18 protein-coding genes are annotated in these 19,887 nt (G+C 57.6%); 11 read left to right on the forward strand and 7 right to left on the reverse strand.

What is annotated here, in order from left to right; translation table 11 throughout:
• Window positions 1–523: 523 nt before the first annotated feature.
• The 9 genes from QZ383_RS01620 to QZ383_RS01660 all read left to right on the forward strand — a co-directional run bounded on the left by QZ383_RS01620 (window position 524) and on the right by QZ383_RS01660 (window position 12,044).
• Window positions 524–2,998 carry a glycyl radical protein gene (locus QZ383_RS01620; protein ID WP_291442470.1) on the forward strand — a complete coding sequence of 825 codons (2,475 nt, stop codon included), beginning with the start codon at window positions 524–526 and terminating at the stop codon, window positions 2,996–2,998.
• Between the two features lie 301 nt (window positions 2,999–3,299).
• Window positions 3,300–4,196, forward strand: a complete 897-nt coding sequence (locus tag QZ383_RS01625; RefSeq protein WP_291442472.1) for a glycyl-radical enzyme activating protein — start codon at window positions 3,300–3,302, stop codon at window positions 4,194–4,196.
• A gap of 560 nt (window positions 4,197–4,756) precedes the next feature.
• Complete coding sequence (locus QZ383_RS01630; protein WP_291442474.1) at window positions 4,757–5,587, forward strand: amidohydrolase family protein; 831 nt, start codon at window positions 4,757–4,759, stop codon at window positions 5,585–5,587.
• A gap of 182 nt (window positions 5,588–5,769) precedes the next feature.
• Window positions 5,770–7,149, forward strand: coding sequence for an MFS transporter (locus QZ383_RS01635; RefSeq protein WP_291442475.1), 1,380 nt, complete (start codon window positions 5,770–5,772; stop codon window positions 7,147–7,149).
• Window positions 7,150–7,253: 104 nt separating this feature from the next.
• Complete coding sequence (locus QZ383_RS01640; protein WP_291442476.1) at window positions 7,254–8,651, forward strand: sigma 54-interacting transcriptional regulator; 1,398 nt, start codon at window positions 7,254–7,256, stop codon at window positions 8,649–8,651.
• A gap of 110 nt (window positions 8,652–8,761) precedes the next feature.
• Entirely contained in the window at window positions 8,762–9,697 is a 936-nt protein-coding gene (locus QZ383_RS01645; RefSeq protein WP_291442477.1) for a DUF4037 domain-containing protein, read from the forward strand.
• A gap of 80 nt (window positions 9,698–9,777) precedes the next feature.
• Complete coding sequence (locus tag QZ383_RS01650; RefSeq protein ID WP_215647708.1) at window positions 9,778–10,599, forward strand: tetratricopeptide repeat protein; 822 nt, start codon at window positions 9,778–9,780, stop codon at window positions 10,597–10,599.
• A gap of 18 nt (window positions 10,600–10,617) precedes the next feature.
• Window positions 10,618–11,175 (forward strand): DUF4125 family protein, encoded by a 558-nt coding sequence (locus QZ383_RS01655; protein WP_233482767.1) that lies wholly within the window; start codon window positions 10,618–10,620, stop codon window positions 11,173–11,175.
• Between the two features lie 14 nt (window positions 11,176–11,189).
• Complete coding sequence (locus tag QZ383_RS01660) at window positions 11,190–12,044, forward strand: NAD(P)-dependent oxidoreductase (protein WP_291442480.1); 855 nt, start codon at window positions 11,190–11,192, stop codon at window positions 12,042–12,044.
• A 261-nt stretch (window positions 12,045–12,305) separates the two neighbouring features.
• Here the strand turns inward: QZ383_RS01660 and QZ383_RS01665 are convergent, their stop codons facing one another.
• The gene (locus tag QZ383_RS01665; RefSeq protein WP_291442481.1) at window positions 12,306–12,788 is read right to left on the reverse strand and encodes a heme-binding protein; all 483 of its coding nucleotides are present in this window, start codon (window positions 12,786–12,788) and stop codon (window positions 12,306–12,308) included.
• A gap of 295 nt (window positions 12,789–13,083) precedes the next feature.
• Between QZ383_RS01665 and QZ383_RS01670 the strand changes: the two genes are divergently transcribed.
• Both QZ383_RS01670 and QZ383_RS01675 read left to right on the forward strand, forming a co-directional pair.
• A complete protein-coding gene (locus tag QZ383_RS01670; protein ID WP_291442483.1) occupies window positions 13,084–14,427 on the forward strand; it encodes an MATE family efflux transporter in 1,344 nt (447 codons plus the stop codon).
• Between the two features lie 74 nt (window positions 14,428–14,501).
• Entirely contained in the window at window positions 14,502–15,020 is a 519-nt protein-coding gene (locus QZ383_RS01675; protein WP_291442485.1) for a metal-dependent transcriptional regulator, read from the forward strand.
• Between the two features lie 102 nt (window positions 15,021–15,122).
• Here the strand turns inward: QZ383_RS01675 and QZ383_RS01680 are convergent, their stop codons facing one another.
• From QZ383_RS01680 to QZ383_RS01705, 6 genes are all read right to left on the reverse strand, one after another.
• Window positions 15,123–15,944, reverse strand: a complete 822-nt coding sequence (locus QZ383_RS01680; RefSeq protein ID WP_291442486.1) for a TonB family protein — start codon at window positions 15,942–15,944, stop codon at window positions 15,123–15,125.
• A 73-nt stretch (window positions 15,945–16,017) separates the two neighbouring features.
• On the reverse strand, window positions 16,018–16,527 hold the full coding sequence (locus tag QZ383_RS01685; RefSeq protein WP_291442488.1) for a flavodoxin family protein: 510 nt from the start codon (window positions 16,525–16,527) through the stop codon (window positions 16,018–16,020).
• A complete protein-coding gene (gene hutX, locus QZ383_RS01690) occupies window positions 16,524–17,048 on the reverse strand; it encodes a heme utilization cystosolic carrier protein HutX (protein WP_291442489.1) in 525 nt (174 codons plus the stop codon). The genes QZ383_RS01685 and hutX overlap by 4 nt, the downstream gene beginning before the upstream one ends.
• A gap of 11 nt (window positions 17,049–17,059) precedes the next feature.
• Window positions 17,060–18,559: an ABC transporter ATP-binding protein gene (locus tag QZ383_RS01695; RefSeq protein WP_291442491.1), complete on the reverse strand. Its 1,500-nt coding sequence runs from the start codon at window positions 18,557–18,559 to the stop codon at window positions 17,060–17,062.
• The gene (locus tag QZ383_RS01700) at window positions 18,559–19,338 is read right to left on the reverse strand and encodes an energy-coupling factor transporter transmembrane component T (protein WP_291442492.1); all 780 of its coding nucleotides are present in this window, start codon (window positions 19,336–19,338) and stop codon (window positions 18,559–18,561) included. Before QZ383_RS01700 ends, QZ383_RS01695 begins: the two co-directional genes overlap by 1 nt.
• Window positions 19,316–19,861: an MptD family putative ECF transporter S component gene (locus tag QZ383_RS01705; RefSeq protein ID WP_291442494.1), complete on the reverse strand. Its 546-nt coding sequence runs from the start codon at window positions 19,859–19,861 to the stop codon at window positions 19,316–19,318. The genes QZ383_RS01700 and QZ383_RS01705 overlap by 23 nt, the downstream gene beginning before the upstream one ends.
• Window positions 19,862–19,887 lie beyond the last annotated feature (26 nt).

Here is a 19,887-nt window from a genome sequence, read left to right on the forward strand (position 1 = left end):
TTTGATATCAAGCTTCTCAACTTTTTGAAATAATTATCTTATAATAAACAGGATATTGAAGTGAAAAAATTTATGAGTCAAATTGGTTGCGTAAATATAAGTTAATTTAATCTGCAAATATTAATATCGAAAGTGTGGTTTAAGTCATTGGCAGCTCGCATAAGTAACCACGCAGTTACGGTTCTTGCCTGGGGAGGAGGATATGCATGTCTCCGGTGTTCTGGCGATATGGGCAGCATGAGCGATGGCAAAAGGGTGAGATTGTGAAAAAGTGTTTTTTTGCACTGTTGCAAAAAAACACTTTTTAAAATTATGATGTTATTTTAATGTATTATGAAAAAAATGTTGCAAATTTACAACAATGGGAATAGCCGGATGATTATGGAATTTTGGAATTAATTTAAAAAAATGTAAATATTGCAGATAGTTAATTGAAATGGCACGGATGATGCTCATGGGTGGTCATTGAGATGAATATCACAAGCATCTCGCTTGAACATAATCACCATTCAGGAGTTTCATCATGAGTCAGTGCGGTTGCTGCATGTCCCCCCAGGAAGAGCGCGTTGTCAATAAAAGCGTTGACCGTAAAGGCCGCGAGCGCGTTTACGGCATTCTGGAACAGAACCAGTTCAGCCTTCCCCACGTGGACGTTGAGCGCGCCAAGTATTTCACCGAATCCATGCGCGAAACCGAAGGCGAACTGCTGACCCTGCGCTGGGCCAAGGCTCTGAAAAACGTGGCCGAAAAAATCACCGTCTACATTACCCCCAACCAGCTCATTGCTGGCCGCGTGGGCAAGTTTGGCCGTTACGGCATCCTGTATCCTGAAATCGACGGCGACTTTTACCGCGAAGTGCTGGCCGACCTGGAGCACCGCGACAAGAGCCCCTTCCAGATCTCGCAGGAAGACATCAAGGTTGTTATGGAAGAGATTGCTCCCTACTGGGAAGGCAAGACCTACCATGAACACCTCAACAAGACTCTGCCCGCCGAAATCCGCAACGTCACCTATGTGGACGAACGCGGCCTCAAGTCCAAGTTCGTGGTGAGCGAAACCTCGTCCTACCGTTCGGCCCTTCAGTGGGTGCCGGACTACGAAAAGGTCATCAAGCGCGGCTTCCTCGACATCCAGAAAGAAGCCCGCGAAAAGCTTGCCACCCTTGATCTGACCAACTCCGTTGATCTGTGGGACAAAAAGCCCTTCCTCGAAGCCATGATCCTTGTGTGCGACTCCATCATGATCTGGGCCAAGCGCCACGCCGATCTGGCCCGCGAACTTGCCGCCAAGGAAGGCGACCCCAAGCGCAAGGCCGAGCTGCTCCAGATCGCCAAAACCTGCGATCACGTGCCCGCACATCCTGCCCGCAGCTTCCGCGAAGCCATGCAGTGCCAGTGGTTTGTGCAGATGTTCTCGCGTATTGAACAGAAGGCCAGCGCCATCATCTCCAATGGCCGCATGGACCAGTACCTGTACCCCCTGTACAAAAAAGACATTGAAGAAGGCATCATCACCCGCGAAGAAGCCAAGGAACTGCTCGAATGCATGTGGGTGGACATGGCCCAGTTCATCGACCTGTACATCAACCCCACGGGCGTTGAATTTCAGGAAGGCTACGCCCACTGGGAAGCCGTGACCATCGGCGGCCAGACCCCCGAAGGCGAAGACGCCACCAATGACCTGACCTACCTGTTCCTTGAATCCAAGCGCGAATTTCCGCTCAACTACCCCGACCTTGCCGCGCGCATCCACTCCCGTTCGCCCGAACGCTTCCTGCGCGAAGTGGCCCTGACCATCAAGGACGGCTCCGGCTTCCCCAAACTCATCAACGATGAAGAAGTGGTGTTCCTCAACACCATCAAGGGTTGCCCGGTCAATGAAGCTCTGGACTACGCCGTTTCGGGCTGCACAGAAACGCGCATGCCCAACCGCGATACCTACACCTCCGGTTGCGTGTACGTGAACTTTGCCACCGCCCTTGAAATGACCATGTACAATGGCCGCATGCAGCACTACGGCGATGAGGTTGTGGGCCTTGAAACGGGCGAAGCGACTTCTTTCAAGAACTGGGAAGACTTTTACGAAGCTTACAAGGCCCAGCACCTCAACCTGCTGCGCAAGGCCTTCCAGCAGCAGCATGTGGTGGACAAGCTGCGCCCGCAGCACTTTGCCGCGCCGCTTTCTTCCGTGCTGCACAACCTGTGCATGGAAAACCTCATGGACCTGCACTGCGAAAAGATCCCCGGCGGTGTGGATTACTCCTACTTTGAATTCCTGGGCTACGGCACCGTGGTTGACTCCCTTGCCGCCATCAAAAAGCTGGTGTTTGAAGAAAAGCGCCTGAGCATGAAAGAAGTGGTGGAAGCCTGCAAGGCCGACTTCAAGGGTGCCGAACCCGTGCGCGAAATGCTGCGCAACGCCCCCTGCTACGGCAACAACGATCCCTATGTGGATAGCATTGCCAAGGACGTTGACCGCGTGACCCAGGTGGAAGCCGAAAAGAGCTCCCGCGATCGCGGCGTGCATGTGGACGTGCGCTACGTGCCCATCACCTCGCATGTGCCCTTCGGCAAGGTAGTTTCCGCCACACCCAATGGCCGCCATGCCTGGACTGCGCTTTCCGATGGTTCTTCCGCTTCGCACGGCGCGGACAAGAACGGCCCCACTGCGGTTCTGCTCTCCAACTACCATTCCAAGAACTATGGCATGACCAACCGCGCTTCCCGCCTGCTGAACATCAAGCTGTCGCCCAAGTGCGTTTCCGGCGATGAAGGCACCGAGAAGATCGTGAACCTTATCCGCACCTGGTGCGACCTCAAGCTGTGGCACCTGCAGTTCAACATCGTGAACAGGCAGACCCTGCTCAACGCCCAGAAAGAACCCGACAACTACCGCAGCCTGCTGGTGCGTATTGCAGGGTACAGCGCGTACTTCTGCGATCTTTCCCGCGACTTGCAGAACGACATCATCGACCGTACCGAACACGCCCAGTTCTAAAATATCGTCGCGAGGGGCTTTTGCCGGACTGCGTCAAGTTTCTTGCCGGATACCAACGGCCCCTCGCAGCGATACTCTCCAAAACCCTCAAACAAACAGACCGTCAGGGGCGGGGGTATGCCCCTCCCGCAAATTTAAAGCGCGGAAATCAGCCGTTTAACAGAGCGCAAGCCCGCCATCTGCTCCTGATTTCTGACCGCGTTGACCTTGCCAACGCTCCGGGGGGAGGGGAGCAATCCCTTCCCCCTTTGAATTTCCTCCAACGGCGCGCCAGGGCTGGCCGCACACCAAGGATGACCCCATGACTGACGCACAAGTACAAGGTGTTGTTTTTAATATACAGAAGTTCAGCGTGCACGATGGCGAAGGTATCCGCACCCTGGTTTTCCTCAAGGGTTGCCCTCTGCGTTGCCGTTGGTGCAGCAACCCCGAGTCGCAGAATCTTCATCCCGAGCATGCCTTCAATCCCTCGCGCTGTCTTACTGCCCAGGTCTGCGGGCGCTGTCTCAATGCCTGTACGTCGGGCGCGCTCAGCCTTGTGGATGGCCTGATTGTACACGACCGCAGCAAGTGCAGCGAATGCTTTGCCTGTGTGCGGGCCTGTCCCTCGGGCGCGCAGAGCGTATACGGCGAAACCATGTCTGTGCGACAGGTGCTCGATAAAGTTGAAGAGGACGGCGTGTTTTATCACCGCTCCGGCGGCGGCATGACCCTCTCCGGCGGCGAAGCCCTTATGCAGCACGAATTTGCCAATGCCCTGCTGCGTGAGGCCCGCAAGCACCACATCAATACCACCATCGAAACCTGCGGCTGCTATCCCTACGAGCATCTGCATGAGGCCTGCAAGCACCTGAACAAGCTGATTTTTGATATAAAGAGCCTTGATCCAGTGCAGCACAAAAAGCATACAGGTGTAGATAATATGCTGATTTTGCGCAATTTTGCACGAGTCTGCGAGGATTTTCCCCAATTGCCCATACTTGCGCGCACCCCTGTGATACCCGGATTCAATGACACTGAAGACGACATCCTGGCTATCCGCGAATCAATTCCCCGGCGGCCCAATATCCAGTACGAGCTGTTGGGCTACCACCGTATGGGTCAGCCCAAGTATGGCTACCTTGGCCGCCAGTATGAACTGGAAGGCGCAAAGCTTGATGAAGAAAAGATGGAACGCTTGAGAAAGATTGCTTCTTAGCACTGAATTTATTGTGTTTTTATGGAATAAAGCGCCAGGGCCGCAAGGCTCTGGCGCTCTGTTTTTGGGAGGATATCTGTGGTTGTGTAAAAATGCACAGCCAAATGTTGGGTGTGTGTTTTTTTGCACAGGCAGGGGTCTCTATATTCATATAACATACTTATTTGTAATAATAAAATGTTGTTCTTTGATTTGTTGCAATTTTGCAACAAGTGTGTGCTCGCGAGCAATTTTGATAAACAATTCTTATTCCTGATTAAAATATGTAATTATTTAAGTATGTTATAAAACTATCTGCTTCTTGTTTTGCCACTTAACATCGTTTTGGGGGATGCGCACAGCTCCATTTGTGAGTGCAGGCATCCCGTGCAGTTTTTCAGAAATATATTTTTCCGCCATATTTTCTATAACATACTTATATTAAACATATTTTTTAGTAATATCAATTGTTAACACTATTAGCGCCCCTGTTTTTGCACTCAATTTCACAATAGGCACGCTTCTTGCCTTTAGGGATGCATAGCCGCGAGGCACAATTTTTATTCCTAAAGGAATGTTTCATGAACATCATTGATTTCCGCTTTCGCCCCAGCACCCCTGACGCCGTTAAGGGAATGCTTTCCAACAAAGTGTTCGGCGGCATGTTTGAACTTTTCAAATACGCTGACCGGGCCAAGCCAGAGCCCATTGAAAAGATCGTTGCCGACATGGAAAAGCAGGGCGTGGTCAAAGGGGTTGTGACAGGGCGTGACGCTGAAACCACCTATGGTCTTGGATCCGTCAATCCCGGCATTCTTGAACTCATGCGCCAGTACCCGGACAAGTTCATCGGTTTTGCCGGTCTTGACCCCCACAAGGGCATGGACGCCACAGCCGAGCTTACAAACATGGTGAACAAAGGCATGCGCGGCGCGGCCATTGACCCGTATCTTGCGCGCATTCCTGCCAGCCATGCCAAGTATTATCCCATCTACGCCAAATGCTGCGAACTTGACGTGCCCATCGTCATCACCACCGGCCCCGCCACTCTGGTGGACGGCGCTGTGATGGACGATGCCCACCCCCGGCACATTGACCGCATCGCCGCCGATTTTCCCAAGCTCAAGATTGTTATCAGCCACGGCTGCTACCCCTGGGTGAGCGAGGTCATCATGACCGTGCACCGTAACCGCAACGTGTACATCGACCTTGCGGAATACGAGGAACAGCCCTTCTCCGAGGGTTACATCAAGGCCGCCAATACCCTCATCGGCGACAAGGTGCTCTTTGCCAGCGCCGCGCCATTTATGGATTTTCAGGAGCAGATCGAGTTGTACAAGCGGCTCCCCTTTACGCCGGAAACGCTTGAAAACGTCATGTACAACAACGCGGCGCGTCTGCTCAATCTTTAATGATTGCGGGCGCAAGCCGTGCGGCTGCGCATCTGCCCAGTGAGCTTTGACCGGGAGCGGAATCGGTTTCGTGTCCTGGTAGTGAATAAACGAAGTGGCATCAGGGAGTGTTCCCCCCAGGCGCTAGCGCTTTGGCGCAAAGGCCAGTATGAACATCCAGGCAAAAGGATCAAAGGAAAACCATGCATAGCGAACAAATGACTCACGACCAGAAGAAGAATCTGCGCCGCGTTGTGGCTTCGTCCATCATCGGCGCCGTCATCGAATGGTACGACTTCTTCCTGTACGGCGTTGTGGCCGGGCTTTTCTTCAACAAGTTGTATTTCCCCGATTTTGACGCGCGCATCGGCACTATGCTTGCTTTTGCCACTTTTGCGGTCGGCTTTGTGGCGCGGCCTCTGGGCGGCGTGATTTTTGGTCACTTCGGCGACAAGCTGGGCCGTAAAAAAATGCTCATCCTGACCCTGGAAATCATGGGTATCGCCACGGTCTGCATCGGCCTTATCCCCACCTACCACACCATTGGCATCTGGGCGCCTATCCTGCTGATCGTCTGCCGTCTTGCCCAGGGCATTGGCCTTGGCGGCGAGTGGGGCGGCGCGGTGCTCATGTCTTACGAATCCGCACCGGCCGACAAGCGCGCCTTTTATGCCAGCCTGCCGCAGATCGGCATGTCGCTTGGCCTGCTGCTTGCCTCGGGCATTGTGGGCTTCTTCTCCGTGACGCTTTCTGACGAAGCCTTCCTTAACTGGGGCTGGCGCGTTGCCTTCCTGCTTTCTGCCGTGCTGCTTGCCGTTGGCGGCTACATGCGCAGCACCGTGCAGGAAACCAAGGACTTTTCTGAAGCCAAGGAGAAGATGCCTGAAGCCAAGTATCCCTTGCTGGACGCCTTCAAACGCTATCCCAAGATGATGCTGGCCTGCATGGGCGCACGTTTCATCGACGGCGTGTCCTTCAACGTCTTTGGCGTGTATTCGCTCACCTACCTTACGCAGCAGCACGGGATTAGCCGCTCCGCCGCTCTTACCGCCGTTATGATTTCTTCCCTCGTTATGTCCGGCTTTATCCCTTTCTGGGGCCACATGGCCGACAAGCACGGTAAAGCCAAAATTTACGGCGTGTGCGCTGTGCTGCTTGGCATTTCCAGCTTCCCGGCCTTCTGGGTGCTGCATAATTTTTCCGGCAACTACCTGTTCGTCGTGCTCGCCCTGGCGCTGCCCTTCGGTATCCTGCACGCCGCCGTGTTCGGCACAATGTCCAGCGTGTTTTCTGAAAGCTTTGACGCCTCGGTGCGTTACTCCGGCATCTCCTTTGTTTATCAGTTCACCGCCATCTTTGCCTCCGGTATGACCCCCATGGTCGCTACCATGCTTACCGGCATGGCCGATGGCGCGCCCTGGTACCTTTGCGGTTATCTGGCCGGCATCGGCTTGCTCAGCGCGCTTTCCACCCTGTGGCTCAGCCGCATGGCCCGCGCCCGCCGCAATGCCCAGGCCAGCAAGACTGTTACCCAAACCCCTAAGACCGCAATGGTAGAAGCCACCAGCGCCGAAGGGTTCTAACAATGGAGCACGCTGTCGGCTTTTGCCGGACGGCAGCGCCTTTCATTTGCTCCCATGCCCGTAAACCGGGCGTGGGAGCATACTTGCGCCCTGGGAGATAATGCATGTACAATCCCCACATGCTAGCAGACTATGTAGAACAACTTTGCGATACCTTCCGGGACGCCATCTGCGTTACTGACCGGGAGGGAATCGTTACGCTCGTGAACAAACGCCATGCGGAACTGACCGGTATTTCCCGTGAAAAGATGATCGGAAGCCGCATTCAGGACATGGTGCAGAACGGCATTTTTGACGTTGTGCTTAATCCGCGCATTGTGGAAACAGGGCAAAAGGTATCAAGTGTACAGAATCTCTACAACGGGCGCACCTTGTTGCTTGACGGGCATCCTGTAAAGGACGCCACAGGCAAGGTCGCCTATGTGGTGACGGTCATACGCGATATCACGGCGCTGACCGAACTGCGCGAGGAAATCACCGCGCAGCGCGAACTGCTTGAAACTTTTCAGAATCTCAGCAGCGAAGGCGTCACGGGCAACCAGTACCCACGCGTGGTGCAAAGCCCTGTCATGCAACGCCTGTACGCCGAAGCCTCCGCCATTGCAGAGACTGACGCGACAGTGTTGCTGTTGGGCGAAACCGGCGTGGGCAAGGACGTTGTGGCCCGGCATATCCACCGTAACAGCCTGCGGGCCGATGCACCCTTTATCAAGGTGGACTGCGGCAGCATCCCTGAAAATCTGATCGAAACGGAACTGTTTGGCTATGTTCCCGGCAGTTTTTCCGGCGCAAGCAAGCATGGCAAGGCCGGGCTTGTGGAGGCGGCCTCCAGCGGTACGCTGTTTCTTGATGAAATCGGCGAACTGCCCATGACCATGCAGTCTCGCCTGCTGCGGGTGCTGCAGGATTGGGAAGTGCTGCGCGTGGGCGCGACTGTGCCCAAAAAGGTGGATGTGCGCGTTGTGGCCGCCACCAACAAGGAGCTGGAGCGCGAGGTCGCCAAGGGCACGTTCCGCTCTGATCTTTATTACCGCCTCAAGGTGGCGGTGCTGAACATCCCGCCACTGCGCTCGCGCCGGGTGGATATTCTGCCGCTGGCGCAGAGCTTTTTCACTTTTTACGGCAAGAAGTACCGCAAGGCCGTGAACCTCTCTGACGAGGCCAAGCAGGTACTGCAAAACCACACATGGCCGGGCAATGTGCGCGAGTTGGAAAACCTCGTGCAGGGGCTGGTGGTGACCTGCAAGCACGGGCTTGTGGGCGTGCGCGATCTGGCGGGCATCCGCCCTTTGCCACCGTGCGAATCCGGCGAAGGGCATTACGCCCTGCCCTCCATTGAAGGGCGCTCGCTCAAAAGCATCATGAAGGAAGTGGAAACTGCGGTCATTGAAAAAGGCATGCAGCGCTACGGCTCCATCAGCGAGCTTTCGCGCCAGTTCCAGATGGACCGCAGCACCATCTTTCGCAAAGTTAAGGAAATTGAAGCCATCAAGCATGGTTAGAGGCTGCGCCTGCCAGATCAATACATCTGGCCTAGTTTGCCGTGGGCTTTTGCAGCGGTGGCTGTTGCAATCTGCGCCATTGCAGCGCGACTGAATATTCTGGAGTATGCATGAAGGGTCTGAACCTTGCGCGTGAATTTTATGCGGCCTGCGTTCCCGCCTTGCGGGCGGAGATTCCCGACATTATGGATTTGGCCGCTGCGGGCCTGGTGGGCGAAGGCTCGGAATGCTTTGGCTGCGACGATGCGGAATCTCAGGATCACGACTTTGGCCCGGCCTTTTGCCTCTGGCTGCCGCGCCAGATTTTGCGGGCAGAGCTACCGCGCATAGAGGCTGCCTTTGCCCGCTTGCCCCGCGAGTTTCAGGGCTTTGCAAGCAGGCTTGCGCCTGAACGCAGGCAGGGCAGGGTAGGGCCGCTGCCCATCGAAGATTTTTACGCTTTTTTTACCGGGCTGGATGACGTGCCCGTCACCTGGCAGCAGTGGCTTGCCATCCCCGAACATCAGCTTGCGGCCTGCACCAACGGGCAGGTTTTTGAAGACCGGGGCGGCGAATTTACGCGGCGGCGTGATGCCCTGCTGGCTTGTTATCCGCGCGATGTGCTGCTCAAAAAGATGGCTGCCCGCTGCATGATCATGGCACAGGCCGGGCAATACAATCTGCCCCGCAGCCTCAAGCGCAATGATTCTGTGGCGGTCATGCTGGCAACGGCGCGCTTTGCGGAGGCGGCGCTTTCCTTCGTCTTTTTGTGCAACCGCCGTTACATGCCCTTTTACAAATGGGCAGGAAAGCTGGCTGCAACCTTGCCCGTGCTCGGCCCGCAACTGGCGCGCGCATTGAGCCTTGTGGCGCAGACCCCGGCCAATCAGGAGCACGGAGCGCAGATTGTTGCGGCGGTGGAAGAATTTTGCGGCATGGCGGCGGCGCATCTGCGCGCTGTGGACCTGAGCCGCGCATCCGGCAACTGGCTCTGGGAGCATGGGCCGCAGATTCTGCGGCATGTGGAAGAGCCAGCCCTGCTGCATATGGATATGCTGCAAGGCTGATCCTGCCCCGCAGTCCCTGCCTCTGGCTGCATTGAAAGCCTTTTTACTCTGTCGAGCACCTATTCCATGAGGAGTTGCCGATGGCCGCACAACGCCAATGGCTTGATGAACTGCGCCCTGCCCTTGATCTGATGAAACAGGGCCAACCGCAAAAGTGCATTGAAGCGCTTGAAGCGCTTGTTGCGCGGTATCCCGGCGATGACCTCTGCCGCGCCCTGGCTCTGGACGGCATGGGCCGCGCCAATTTTGCCCTGCAGCGCCCGGATGCCGCCGTTCAGGCCCTGCAGGAGAGCCTTGCCCTGCTGCGCGCCGTCATGGGCCCCACTGCGCCCATGACCCTCGGAGCCATGCAGAACCTTGCCCATGCCCTGCTTGGGCTTGAAAAGGTTGAGGAAAGCCTTGATCTTGGGCGCGAAGCCCTGCGGCTTACCATCGAGGCCTGCGGGGCGGATTCCCCCCAGGTGGCGGAAGCGCAGTTGCGTCTTTCTTCCGCCTATTATCGCAAGCGCGATTTTGACCGGGCGGAATCCCTCATGCTCAGCGCCAAGGAAATATGGGAAAAGCAGGGTTTCTGCGTGCCGCAACTGGGCGTTTGCCTCAATAACCTTGGGCGCATCTGTGAAGAACGCGGGCAGCTTGCCGAAGGCATTGCCCTGCACCGTCAGGCCGTGGCTTTGCGGCGGGAACTGCTGGGCGAGCACGAGGAAACAGCCTTTTCTCTGGGTAACCTTGGCGTGGCGCTGGCCTCTGCCGGGCAGTGGGACGAGGCCGCCGCGACCTTGCAGGATTCTGTGAGCATGTACGACCGCCTTGGTCTTGGCATGGGCGCAGAAGCGCAGGGATACAAAAAGAATCTTGAAATCTGCCATCAGGCCAGAGCGGCTGCGGCCCCCACGGCCTGAGCAGAAGGAGTATAGGCTATGCAGGAAAATTTTGATCGGGAAGCAGCGCTTGCCGAGATCATTGAACGCGAGCTTGCCATGTTTCTGGCCACCAATAACGAGGGCGGCGTTTCAGAATGCCAGACCCGGCCAGACACCTTCCGCGCCATGCGCAAAATGGCCCATTCCGCGCACGAAGATGCCGTGCTGGATTCGTACCTTGCCGATTTGCGGCAGGCGGAAGTGAACAGCCGCAATCTTATGGTTGAAAAATACGCCCGCATGGACGATCGCCTGCCGCCCCTGAGCACAAGCCCGCTGCTGGATGAAATCGCTGATGCCGAAGAGGCCTTTCTGCATGAGGCTCAGGCGCGCTATCCGCACGTCATAAAAAGCAACGGGCAGGGGATGTTTCGGCGTTACCTGCGCTGCGAACTTGAAACGCTTTCGGACAGAACGCTGGAACTCTACGCTGCGCAGGTGCGCCGCGCGCGCCAGCAAGGCCGCAATCTTGTGGTTGAACGGCACGACTTTTTGATGCGCCTGTTGGGCAAGGGCGGCATTGACGCCTGCGAAGCCGCAGCACAGGGCAAATAGCAGGGGCGCTAGATATGGAATTTGGTTTTATTGGCGTAGGCGCAATGGGCGGGCCGCTGGCGCGCAATCTTATCCGCGCGGGCAAAACTGTGCACGTTTACAACCGCAGCGTCGAGGGAAGGGACAAAACCCTTGCCGCCGGAAAAAGCGGCGTGTCCGCCATGAGTATGGCGGACATGGCTCCCTGCAAGGTGGTATTCACCTGCCTGGCCCTGCCGGAACATCTGACGGAAAAAGCGCTCGGCCCGGATGGCCTGTATGCGCACATGCAGCCCGGTTCCGTGCATGTGGAGCTCTCTACCATTGATTCCCAGACTGCCTTTGCCCTTGCCGAGGCCGCAGGCAAGCAGGGCATTGCCTATATTCAATGCACCCTTGGCAAAACGCCCGCCCATGCGGAACGCGGCGAAGCCCCGCTCTTTGTGGGCGGCGACCAGCAGGGCATTGCCGATCTGACCGAAGTCTGGCCCATTCTTGGCGTGCTCAACAATGTGGGCACGGTGGAAGCTGCCTGCGCCGTCAAGCTGGTAAGCAATCTTGTGGGTATGGCAAATCTTGCTGTTTTGAGCGAGGGGCTGCGCATAGGCGAGGCCGCCGGGGTGGAAAAAAATCTGCTGCTGCAACTGCTTGGCGAAACTGGCGCGCACAGTTTTCAGCTCGTCGCGCGGGGAAAATCCATGACCCAAGGGGAATATGATCCCCCAAGGTTTGCGCTGGATCTCGCCCTCAAGGATGTGCGCCTCGGCTGTGGCATGGCCCACGGCATGAATGTGGATGTGCCCCTGCTGGATCTGGTTTTTACCCGGTTTTGCCGTGGTGCGGCAGCGGGGCTGGGCAACAAGGACTGCGCAGCGGTGCACGAAGTTTAGGGGCCGACTCCCCATCGTTACCTTGTTCTCCTGCCGGGCTGGCAAGTATTTTCAACACGCACAAACGCGCTGGCAAACAGCGGCAAGTCATAAAATTCAATAAAAGAACCCCCATCAGGCGGGCAGAGTATACCGGAAGGAGTACCTGTTTTTGCCTGATGGGGGTTGTTTTTTGGGGGGCATGCCGCGCGGGGTTCTGTGCAGAATGTGTGCGTAGGCCCCATAATATGCTTTTTGTGGCGTGATGCCTTTTACGCTGGTTTACTTGAGCGCCGCTGCGCCAGCCTTGGAAACGGCGGTGTCTTCAGCCACGCTGCCGCCGCTCACGCCGATGGCCCCAACAATGACCCCATTGCGGATCAGCAGTTCGCCGCCGCCAAAGATCACAAGGCCGCGGTTGGTGACTTCAATACCATAAAGTTCCTTGCCCGGCTGGGAGGCAGCGCCGAGCTGGGCGGTGGACATGTTGAAATAGCGGGCCGTTACGGCCTTTTTTTGCGAAATGTCGATGCTGCCGATAAAGGCTCCGTCCTCACGGGCAAAGGCTTTGAGGTTGCCCCCGGCATCGACCACAGCAATGTTCATGGGGATACCCTGTTTTACAGAGAAAGCCAGAGCAGTGTTGAGCACGGTCTGCGCTTCGGCCAGGGTAAGATCACCAGGAAGCTGTTTGGCAGGTGCCGCGGCGTATGCGTTGAAGGCGACAAGTAAAAGGACAAGAAAAAGAGGCAGGATACGGCGCACGGTGCTACTCCTTAGTTGATGTTAAGGAAACAGAATTTCAACCGTGGGGGGGGCGAAACCGTCACTACGGATTCGGCTCCTGATGCCTGAGGATAGCTCTTTGTGTAAAAAAGAACAATGTCGTTTTTTTTGCTAACCGTGCTGCCGGGTGTCTGCCTGTGTTTTGCCTTGATAGGGCAGGGCCGCCCGACACGTCAAAGGTGCCGCACTGTTATTTGATTCAAGGTATCAGAATGATGATTAGCTTAGTCTAACTTTATTTGACGAAAATAATTTTTTGTGCCATTGTCAGGGCATGTCGCAATCACCGCCCGTCACAACGTGGGAAGTCCTGAAGCTCACTGTTCCGCAGATGGGCCTCATGCTGTGTCATCTGGCGGTTTCCATGACCGACCTGTGGGTATGCGGTCAGATTGATGGTCGAATCCTCGCGGTGCTTGGCGGTATCTCTCAGGTTTTCGCCTTTCTCATGCTTGTCACATCCATGGTTGCCAGCGGATGCATGGCTACTGTCAGCCGCGCCGTGGGGGCTGGGCTGTTTTTGCGGGCACGGCGATATGCCGGGCTGGTTCTCTGCATATCGCTGCTTGCCGGAAGCAGCGTTGCTGCTCTGGCCCTTCTGGTGTTGCGGCTCGTACCTCTTCATGGTTTGTCTTCTCCGGAGCTTGCCCCTGCCGTCTCCCTGTTTGCCCAAGCTTATGCCCTGCAATTGCCGTTTTATTACAGCATGATAATTCTCAATTCCACATTTCGCGCGCACAAAATGGTATGGTTGCCCTTTGCCACCTTGTGTCTGGTGGCGCTGATCAATTATGTGGGCAGCGTGGGTTACGGGCTGGGCCGCTGGGGCCTGCCCCAGCTGGGCTATGCAGGGGTGGCGTGGTCAACCGTTGCCTCGTCTGTGCTGGGCTTTGTCTGCAATATCGCTCTGGCGGCGCGGCGGGGAATCATCAGCCGGTCATCCTTTGCAAGCTGGCGGTGGAACAGGGCCGCGCTACCGAGGTTGTGGCGCATTGGCATTCCCGCCGCTTTGGGCAGTCTGGCAGGGCAGAGCGGCAGCATGGCCCTGCTGGCCTGTGTTGCAAACATGCCCGGCAATGCTGCGGAAACACTGGCAGGGATGACGCTCGGCATGCGGGTTGTCAGCATGTTGTATTTTCCTGTGGCGGCGATGGGCATGACCCTTGCCATCATGACAGGGCATTTGCTGGGCGCACGGCGCAAGGCTGAATGCTACGGCATGGGCCTGCACTATGCCCGGCGGGTGGCTCTGATTGCCATTGTGGCGGCAGCGGCACTGCTTTTGAGTAGGCACACGGTTGCACGCTGGTTCACCCATGATCAGGCCGCCGTATCTGTGGCAGGGATTTTTCTGCTGGTCGCCTGCGCAAAACTGCCGCTGGAAGTAGTGGGCATGCTGTTGCAGGCAGTGCTGGATGGCGCAGGGGCCACGCGACTTACCAGCCGCATTACAGCCCTGACCCACTGGGGCATCTGCGTACCCCTGGCCTATGCCCTGACCTATCTGCAGCATCTGGGGGCCACGGGCATCTTTGTGTCCATGGCCTGCGCCGAAGCAATCGGAACCCTGTGCCTGTTGTACCTGTACAGGCAAAAAAAATGGCTTGGTAGCCTTTAATCTCTTTGATATACCCTACAAGTTAACAGCATTCAAAGAATGTTAGACAGAGGTATATCAAGGAGCCGCCCCCAATGCCCGAAGACGAAAAGCAGCTTTCGCCAGCGCTGGAAAATTATCTCGCCATTATTTTCAGGCAGGAATTTGCCGCCGGGGCCTGTAGGCCCAGCGACATTGCCGATGCTGCCGGAGTTGCTCGCCCCTCTGTAACCAACGCCCTGCGCGAGCTGGCAAAGCGCGGCTACGTGACCTACGCCCCATACAGCCTTGTAAATCTGACCGAAAAAGGGCTTCATGCCGGGCAGGAACTGGCGCACCGCAACATGGTGTTGAAAGACTTTTTTCAGAATGTACTGCAACTCTCAGAAGACAGAGCCGCAAGCGTGGCCTGTGAGCTGGAGCACGTCATTCCTGAGGATGTGATGCTGCGCTGGCGGCAGTTTGTGCTGTACATGCACCACACGCAGAGCGAGTGGGAGCATTGGCAGCAAAAAACTGAAGCCCTGCGCGAGGAGCACGCCACAAAGCAACATGCGGCAAGCCCCAAGGCGCCGCCAGCAATCGTGCATCGCAAACAGTTTGTAAAAGACTGACCGACAGGCCCAAATCAGTGCGCCGGGCACGCTTTTGCATGCGTCAGCAGGGCGGATTTTCGTACCATCAGCACTTGCGGGGGCGCTCTCGACCGACCCGCTCTAATGGAGCGAGTATTCCACAGGCACCCGCACGCTAAAACTGCTGCCGCGAACTCCGGTATCCAGACCGGCAAGCCTTGTACCCAGCTGCTCCGTGGCCGAATCCAGCACGCCGTGGCCGCTGCCCCTGTGCAGCGATGATCCAGTGACCTTGCCATCGTTGCCCACCTGCACCAGCAGTATGGCTGTGCCCTCGGCTCCGGTGCGCCGTGCGTGCTTGGGGTAGTTCTTATACTGTTCTATGGCCCCCAGCAGCTTGTGCAGCACGCTTGGGCTGGCTGCGCCGCCTGATTCCGCGCCGTTTTTTCCATGCCCCGCAGCTCCCTTGCCGCCTGCAACGCCCCTGGCCTGTGCCTCAGCACCTGCGCTGGGGGCTGTCTCTGCGGCGTTTTGCTGCTGCGTCTGCACTGCAGCGGCGGTTTGCACAGGTTTGACCGATGCGGCCCGCTGTACATCCCGTTGTATGGCCTGTTGCGGGGGCTTGCTCGTGCTGGTCTTTTTTTTGACTGGCGAAACCATTTTTTCAGCCGCCTGCGCCATGGTGTTCACGGGTTGCGGCTGCTGCGCTTCCTGCGGCTTTATCACCTCTTGCGGCGTGATCGCCCTAGCCGGAGCTGCCGCGCCCCCATCCGGCAGGCCCAGGGCAGCAGAGGGGCGAACGCTGGCAGCCATCTGCGCAAGCGACACCCGATAGACCTTTTCCTGCGGCAGGGAGGCCTGCCCACCCAACAGCAGGGCAAGGGCGATAAGGCCACCGTGCAACGTCAGCGAAGCCATGGTTGATCCTGAACACAGACCGGGCAAGACTGACAGTTTTTTCATGATGTTGACCTCCATGCGTGCAAGGTCGCCTGCGGCAGGTTTTTGCGGCACCGCCGCAGGCGGGCCTGTTCTGTTATACCGTGGCTGCAAGGGCCGTGATGTATTCCCGCGCCTGTCGGCAGTCTTCCTGATCGGGATGCTTGGCGGCTTCTTCAAGGCGGGCGCGGCGTTCGTCCGTCATGGGGTGGGCGTTGTCGGCCATTTTCTGCATCATGGCCACAACCGCCGGGTCAACGCGGCCCTGACACAGGAATGATCCCAGAATCCTGTTGCCACGTTGCGGCTCGCTGAGCAGGGCTTCTCCCTTTTTTTTGCAATCTGCGGCGTGTTCAGAGTCAGGCCATGCCCCAAGGGTGCCGAACAGGGCCACGGTGCAGTTTTCCATGCTCTCAATATACCGTTTGGCGTCGGCATCGGGCATGCCTTTGTCCACCCAGTAGCCCACTGCCACAAAGTCATAGCCGCTGGGGTTTGGGGCATCCTTTATAGGGTAGATGGCGCAGTCGTGCAGGCCCTCAGCCACGGCACGGGCCACTTTTTCCGTATTACCAGTGCGGGAGGAGTAGACCACCAGAGTTTTCATTGCACATTCTCCTTGCCCAGCGCCATGCGCAGCGCCAGAAAGCGTTCTTTTACCGAGGGGATGAGTGCGCGGTTTTCGCGCCCCACATAGATGGAAAACACAACAGCGCCCGCTGCATCAAAAAACTGGATGCTGTGACTTTCCAGCCCCATGAAGGGCAGGGACAAAAAAGCCATGCGGGCAATGTTGCTGCTGCAAATGTGCCCGCCCAGAGGGCAGCCGTGGTCGAGGTTGAAATAGCCGCCCCCGTGCTTGCCAGCGGGGATCTGCCCCTTGATCTCCACAACGCTGCCGCCGTGGCGCATGATGAACGTGGCTGATTCCCAGGCTGTAAGGTCGGCCCATATGGCGTCAAAGTCCGCCGCTGCGGCAAAGGCCCGCATGGGTTGGGGCAGAGCCTCTGCCGCCTGAAGTTCGCTGACGCCGCAGGCCTGCGCCAGCGTGTCCAGCATGACCATTTTTCTCTCTGTCAGCAGGGCCGCTACCTTGTCGGCCAGTGTGTCGCTGTTTGCCGTTGTCATGGCGGCTTCCTTTACACCGCCTGAGCGGTGGGGTTTTTGTGTTGAGCGATGATGTCTGGGGCATTGCCGTGCTGCCTGCGGGCAGGAGTTTCCGTCAGCGGGGTTTCAATGTGCCGGGGGCTGACCAGCGGCAAGCGCAACGCCTGCCGCCCCATGCCAGCCAGCAGCTCCAGATCATGCGTGATGAGCAGCACGCTGCGTTCCTGATGGGCCTGCCGCTCAATGGCGGCTGCAAGCCTGTGCATGTTGGCCCCGTCAAGGCCGCTGGTCGGTTCGTCCAGAATGAGCAGGGAAGGGCGTTTTGCCAGAGCGCAGGCAACGACCAGACGCTGCTTTTCCCCGCCGGAAAGCGACTGCGGATGCCGCCCGGCGAGATGCAGCAGGCCGAATTCTTCAAGCAGCATGCGCGCATGGTCGTGGTTCTTTTGCCCGGCCAGTTCCAGGCAGGTCTGCACCTCCTGCTCCACGGTGCGCATGTGCAGTTGGTGGTCGGCATTCTGCAACACCAGGCCGCTATGGCGCATGCGCTGTTTTGCATCGCACGGTTGGTCGCGAATGAAGATTTCACCGTTCTGCTGCTGGTCGAGGCCAGCAAGAATCCGGGCCAAAGTGGTTTTGCCCGCTCCATTGTGCCCGATGATGGCAGTGACGCCGCCGGGCAGGTCAAAATTTACGCCTTCGTAGAGGGGCTTGCGGCCCTTGTGCGCATGGGTGAGGTCGCGGGCCTGTATCAGCCCGTGGGCGCTGGTGCAGCCGGGCAGGGTGCGGCGCGCATCGGGAACGCGAGCCTCGCGCAGGCCAAAGCGCCGCCGCAGTTCCGCATCGTGCAGCATGGTAAAGTCGCCCTCCGCCTCAATGCGTCCCTCGCGCATCACAACAACCCTGTCCACCACGTCGGTCAGCCAGTAGAGCCTGTGGTCAACCACCAGAATCGCCATGCCGCGCTCCTTGAGCTGGGCCAGCTTGAGGGCCAGTTCGGCCGTGGATTCCGGATCGAGGTTGGCCGTGGGTTCGTCCAGCACAAGGGCCTGCGGGCGTTGGGTCCACAGGGAGGCAAGACCGACCTTTTGCTTTTGGCCTTCAGAAAGCTGATGTATGGACGACCGGCAAATTTCCTCCAGGCCAAACTGCCTGACGGCCCCGGCAACGGCATGGCGCATGGTTTCAATGCCAAGGCCTTGCCATTCCAGAGCAAATGAAAGTTCATCTTCAACATTAAGAGCAAAAAATTGCTGTTCGGGATCCTGAAACAGGGTTCCGGCCTGACGGGCAAGCTGGGGCGGGGTCTGCTCCGTGGTGGGCGCGCCGTTGACCAGCACCCGGCCTTGCAGCGCACCGCTGAAGTAATGGGGGCACAGGCCGTTGAGCAGCCGGATGAGCGTGGATTTGCCGCATCCGCTTGCGCCGGTGCAGAGTACGAGTTCGCCCGGCTTTACGTTCAGGCTGAGGTCGCGCACGGCAGGGCTTTGCTGGTGCGGGTAAGTGTAGGTGACGTTTTCACAACGCAGCATCAGCGCATTCCTCCAAGGCTGGTTCCGCCCAGATGCATTTGCAGCGCCAGAGCCGCCCCCAGCGCCGTACAGGCCGCAATCAGCAGCAGGGTGTCGCGCAGGGCCCAATGGCAGGTTTTATAGGGGGTCATGGTTTTGCCGTAGCCCAGGCCCTTGAGTTCTGCCGCGATGCCAAGGTCTTCTGATGTGCGCAGCGAGCGGAACAGCAGGGGAGTGAACAGCAGTCGCATGCTCTGCACCGGATGGCAGGTGATACCCCATGGTGAAAGTCTGTAGCCCCGAAGCCGCAGCGATTCCGTGACCTGCTGCACATCGGCCAGAAAGGTGGGGATAAAGCGCACCACAACCGCCGCGGGCAGATAGATACAGAATGGCAGCCGCATGCCGCGCAGGGCGTTGAGCAGATCCTGCACTCGTGTGGAAAGCGCCATGGGCAGAACCACGTGCAGCATGGTGAGCATGCGCAAAAAGGGAACAACAAGCCCTGTAAATCCGGCTTTGTTGAGCGACGGCATGAACTGTCCCATGATCCACATGCAGCCCATTGCCATGCCGCACATGAGGGTGAAAAAAGCATATGCCCAGAGCAGCGCCTTTGGCTTGCGCAGAGAAAGCGCGTAGCACATAGAAAATCCGCAGAGCAGCAACTGGCCCTGAATGTTTGAAACAACCAGAGATCCGATTGCCGCCACCACGCTCAGGGCCAGCTTTGCGCGTGCGTCCACCTTGGGCAGCCAGCCTGCGGCGTCTGCCGTGTTATTGTCGAACAATGCCCGCATGGCGCAGCTCCTTTACAGCGTTGTACCCGGTGAACAGACCCGCCGCCGCCCCCAGATACCCCAGTATGACCACCGGCACCGCCGCCATGAGCAGGGAAGGGTTTTCGCGCATAAACAACCAGGAAATCCCCAGTGAACAGACCCGGCTCGCAATGTCGAACACGCCCACGGCCAACACCGGGCCCCATGCCCTGCTGTAACCGCCGCCAAGGGCGACAAAGGCCTCGGCCATGAGAGCGCCCAGCAATATGGCGGGCAGCAGGGTGATGCTGGCCCCCAGCAACAGGGCGCTTACGAGCATGCTGACCAGCGAGAACAGCAGCAAGGTGCCCGCCTTGCGTACCCTGTAGAGCATTACCACCAGCAGGGTCGTGTAGATCAGGTTTTTCAGCAGTAGCGAAACCGGGTTCATGCCGCCCCCGGCCAGGGCCACCAGCAGCGTGGAAACCTTGGCCGCAGCGGCAAAAACCCCAATGACAACGAGCTCGTGGGCGCTCCAGTATCGATGAACCAGTTCACTCATGATGTGACTCCAATATCTGCCCTTGT

This window comes from Desulfovibrio sp., assembly GCF_019422935.1.
GTDB lineage: Bacteria > Desulfobacterota > Desulfovibrionia > Desulfovibrionales > Desulfovibrionaceae > Desulfovibrio.

Coding starts and splice junctions, on each gene's coding strand:
- QZ383_RS01650 (WP_215647708.1), top strand. CDS start 9,778: ATGGCCGCACAACGCCAATGGCTTGATGAACTGCGCCCTGCCCTTGAT.
- QZ383_RS01685 (WP_291442488.1), bottom strand. CDS start 16,527: ATGAAAACTCTGGTGGTCTACTCCTCCCGCACTGGTAATACGGAAAAA.
- QZ383_RS01640 (WP_291442476.1), top strand. CDS start 7,254: ATGTACAATCCCCACATGCTAGCAGACTATGTAGAACAACTTTGCGAT.
- QZ383_RS01700 (WP_291442492.1), bottom strand. CDS start 19,338: ATGCGGGCATTGTTCGACAATAACACGGCAGACGCCGCAGGCTGGCTG.
- hutX (WP_291442489.1), bottom strand. CDS start 17,048: ATGACAACGGCAAACAGCGACACACTGGCCGACAAGGTAGCGGCCCTG.
- QZ383_RS01705 (WP_291442494.1), bottom strand. CDS start 19,861: ATGAGTGAACTGGTTCATCGATACTGGAGCGCCCACGAGCTCGTTGTC.
- QZ383_RS01630 (WP_291442474.1), top strand. CDS start 4,757: ATGAACATCATTGATTTCCGCTTTCGCCCCAGCACCCCTGACGCCGTT.
- QZ383_RS01695 (WP_291442491.1), bottom strand. CDS start 18,559: ATGCTGCGTTGTGAAAACGTCACCTACACTTACCCGCACCAGCAAAGC.
- QZ383_RS01680 (WP_291442486.1), bottom strand. CDS start 15,944: ATGAAAAAACTGTCAGTCTTGCCCGGTCTGTGTTCAGGATCAACCATG.
- QZ383_RS01655 (WP_233482767.1), top strand. CDS start 10,618: ATGCAGGAAAATTTTGATCGGGAAGCAGCGCTTGCCGAGATCATTGAA.
- QZ383_RS01670 (WP_291442483.1), top strand. CDS start 13,084: ATGTCGCAATCACCGCCCGTCACAACGTGGGAAGTCCTGAAGCTCACT.
- QZ383_RS01675 (WP_291442485.1), top strand. CDS start 14,502: ATGCCCGAAGACGAAAAGCAGCTTTCGCCAGCGCTGGAAAATTATCTC.
- QZ383_RS01625 (WP_291442472.1), top strand. CDS start 3,300: ATGACTGACGCACAAGTACAAGGTGTTGTTTTTAATATACAGAAGTTC.
- QZ383_RS01620 (WP_291442470.1), top strand. CDS start 524: ATGAGTCAGTGCGGTTGCTGCATGTCCCCCCAGGAAGAGCGCGTTGTC.
- QZ383_RS01660 (WP_291442480.1), top strand. CDS start 11,190: ATGGAATTTGGTTTTATTGGCGTAGGCGCAATGGGCGGGCCGCTGGCG.
- QZ383_RS01635 (WP_291442475.1), top strand. CDS start 5,770: ATGCATAGCGAACAAATGACTCACGACCAGAAGAAGAATCTGCGCCGC.
- QZ383_RS01645 (WP_291442477.1), top strand. CDS start 8,762: ATGAAGGGTCTGAACCTTGCGCGTGAATTTTATGCGGCCTGCGTTCCC.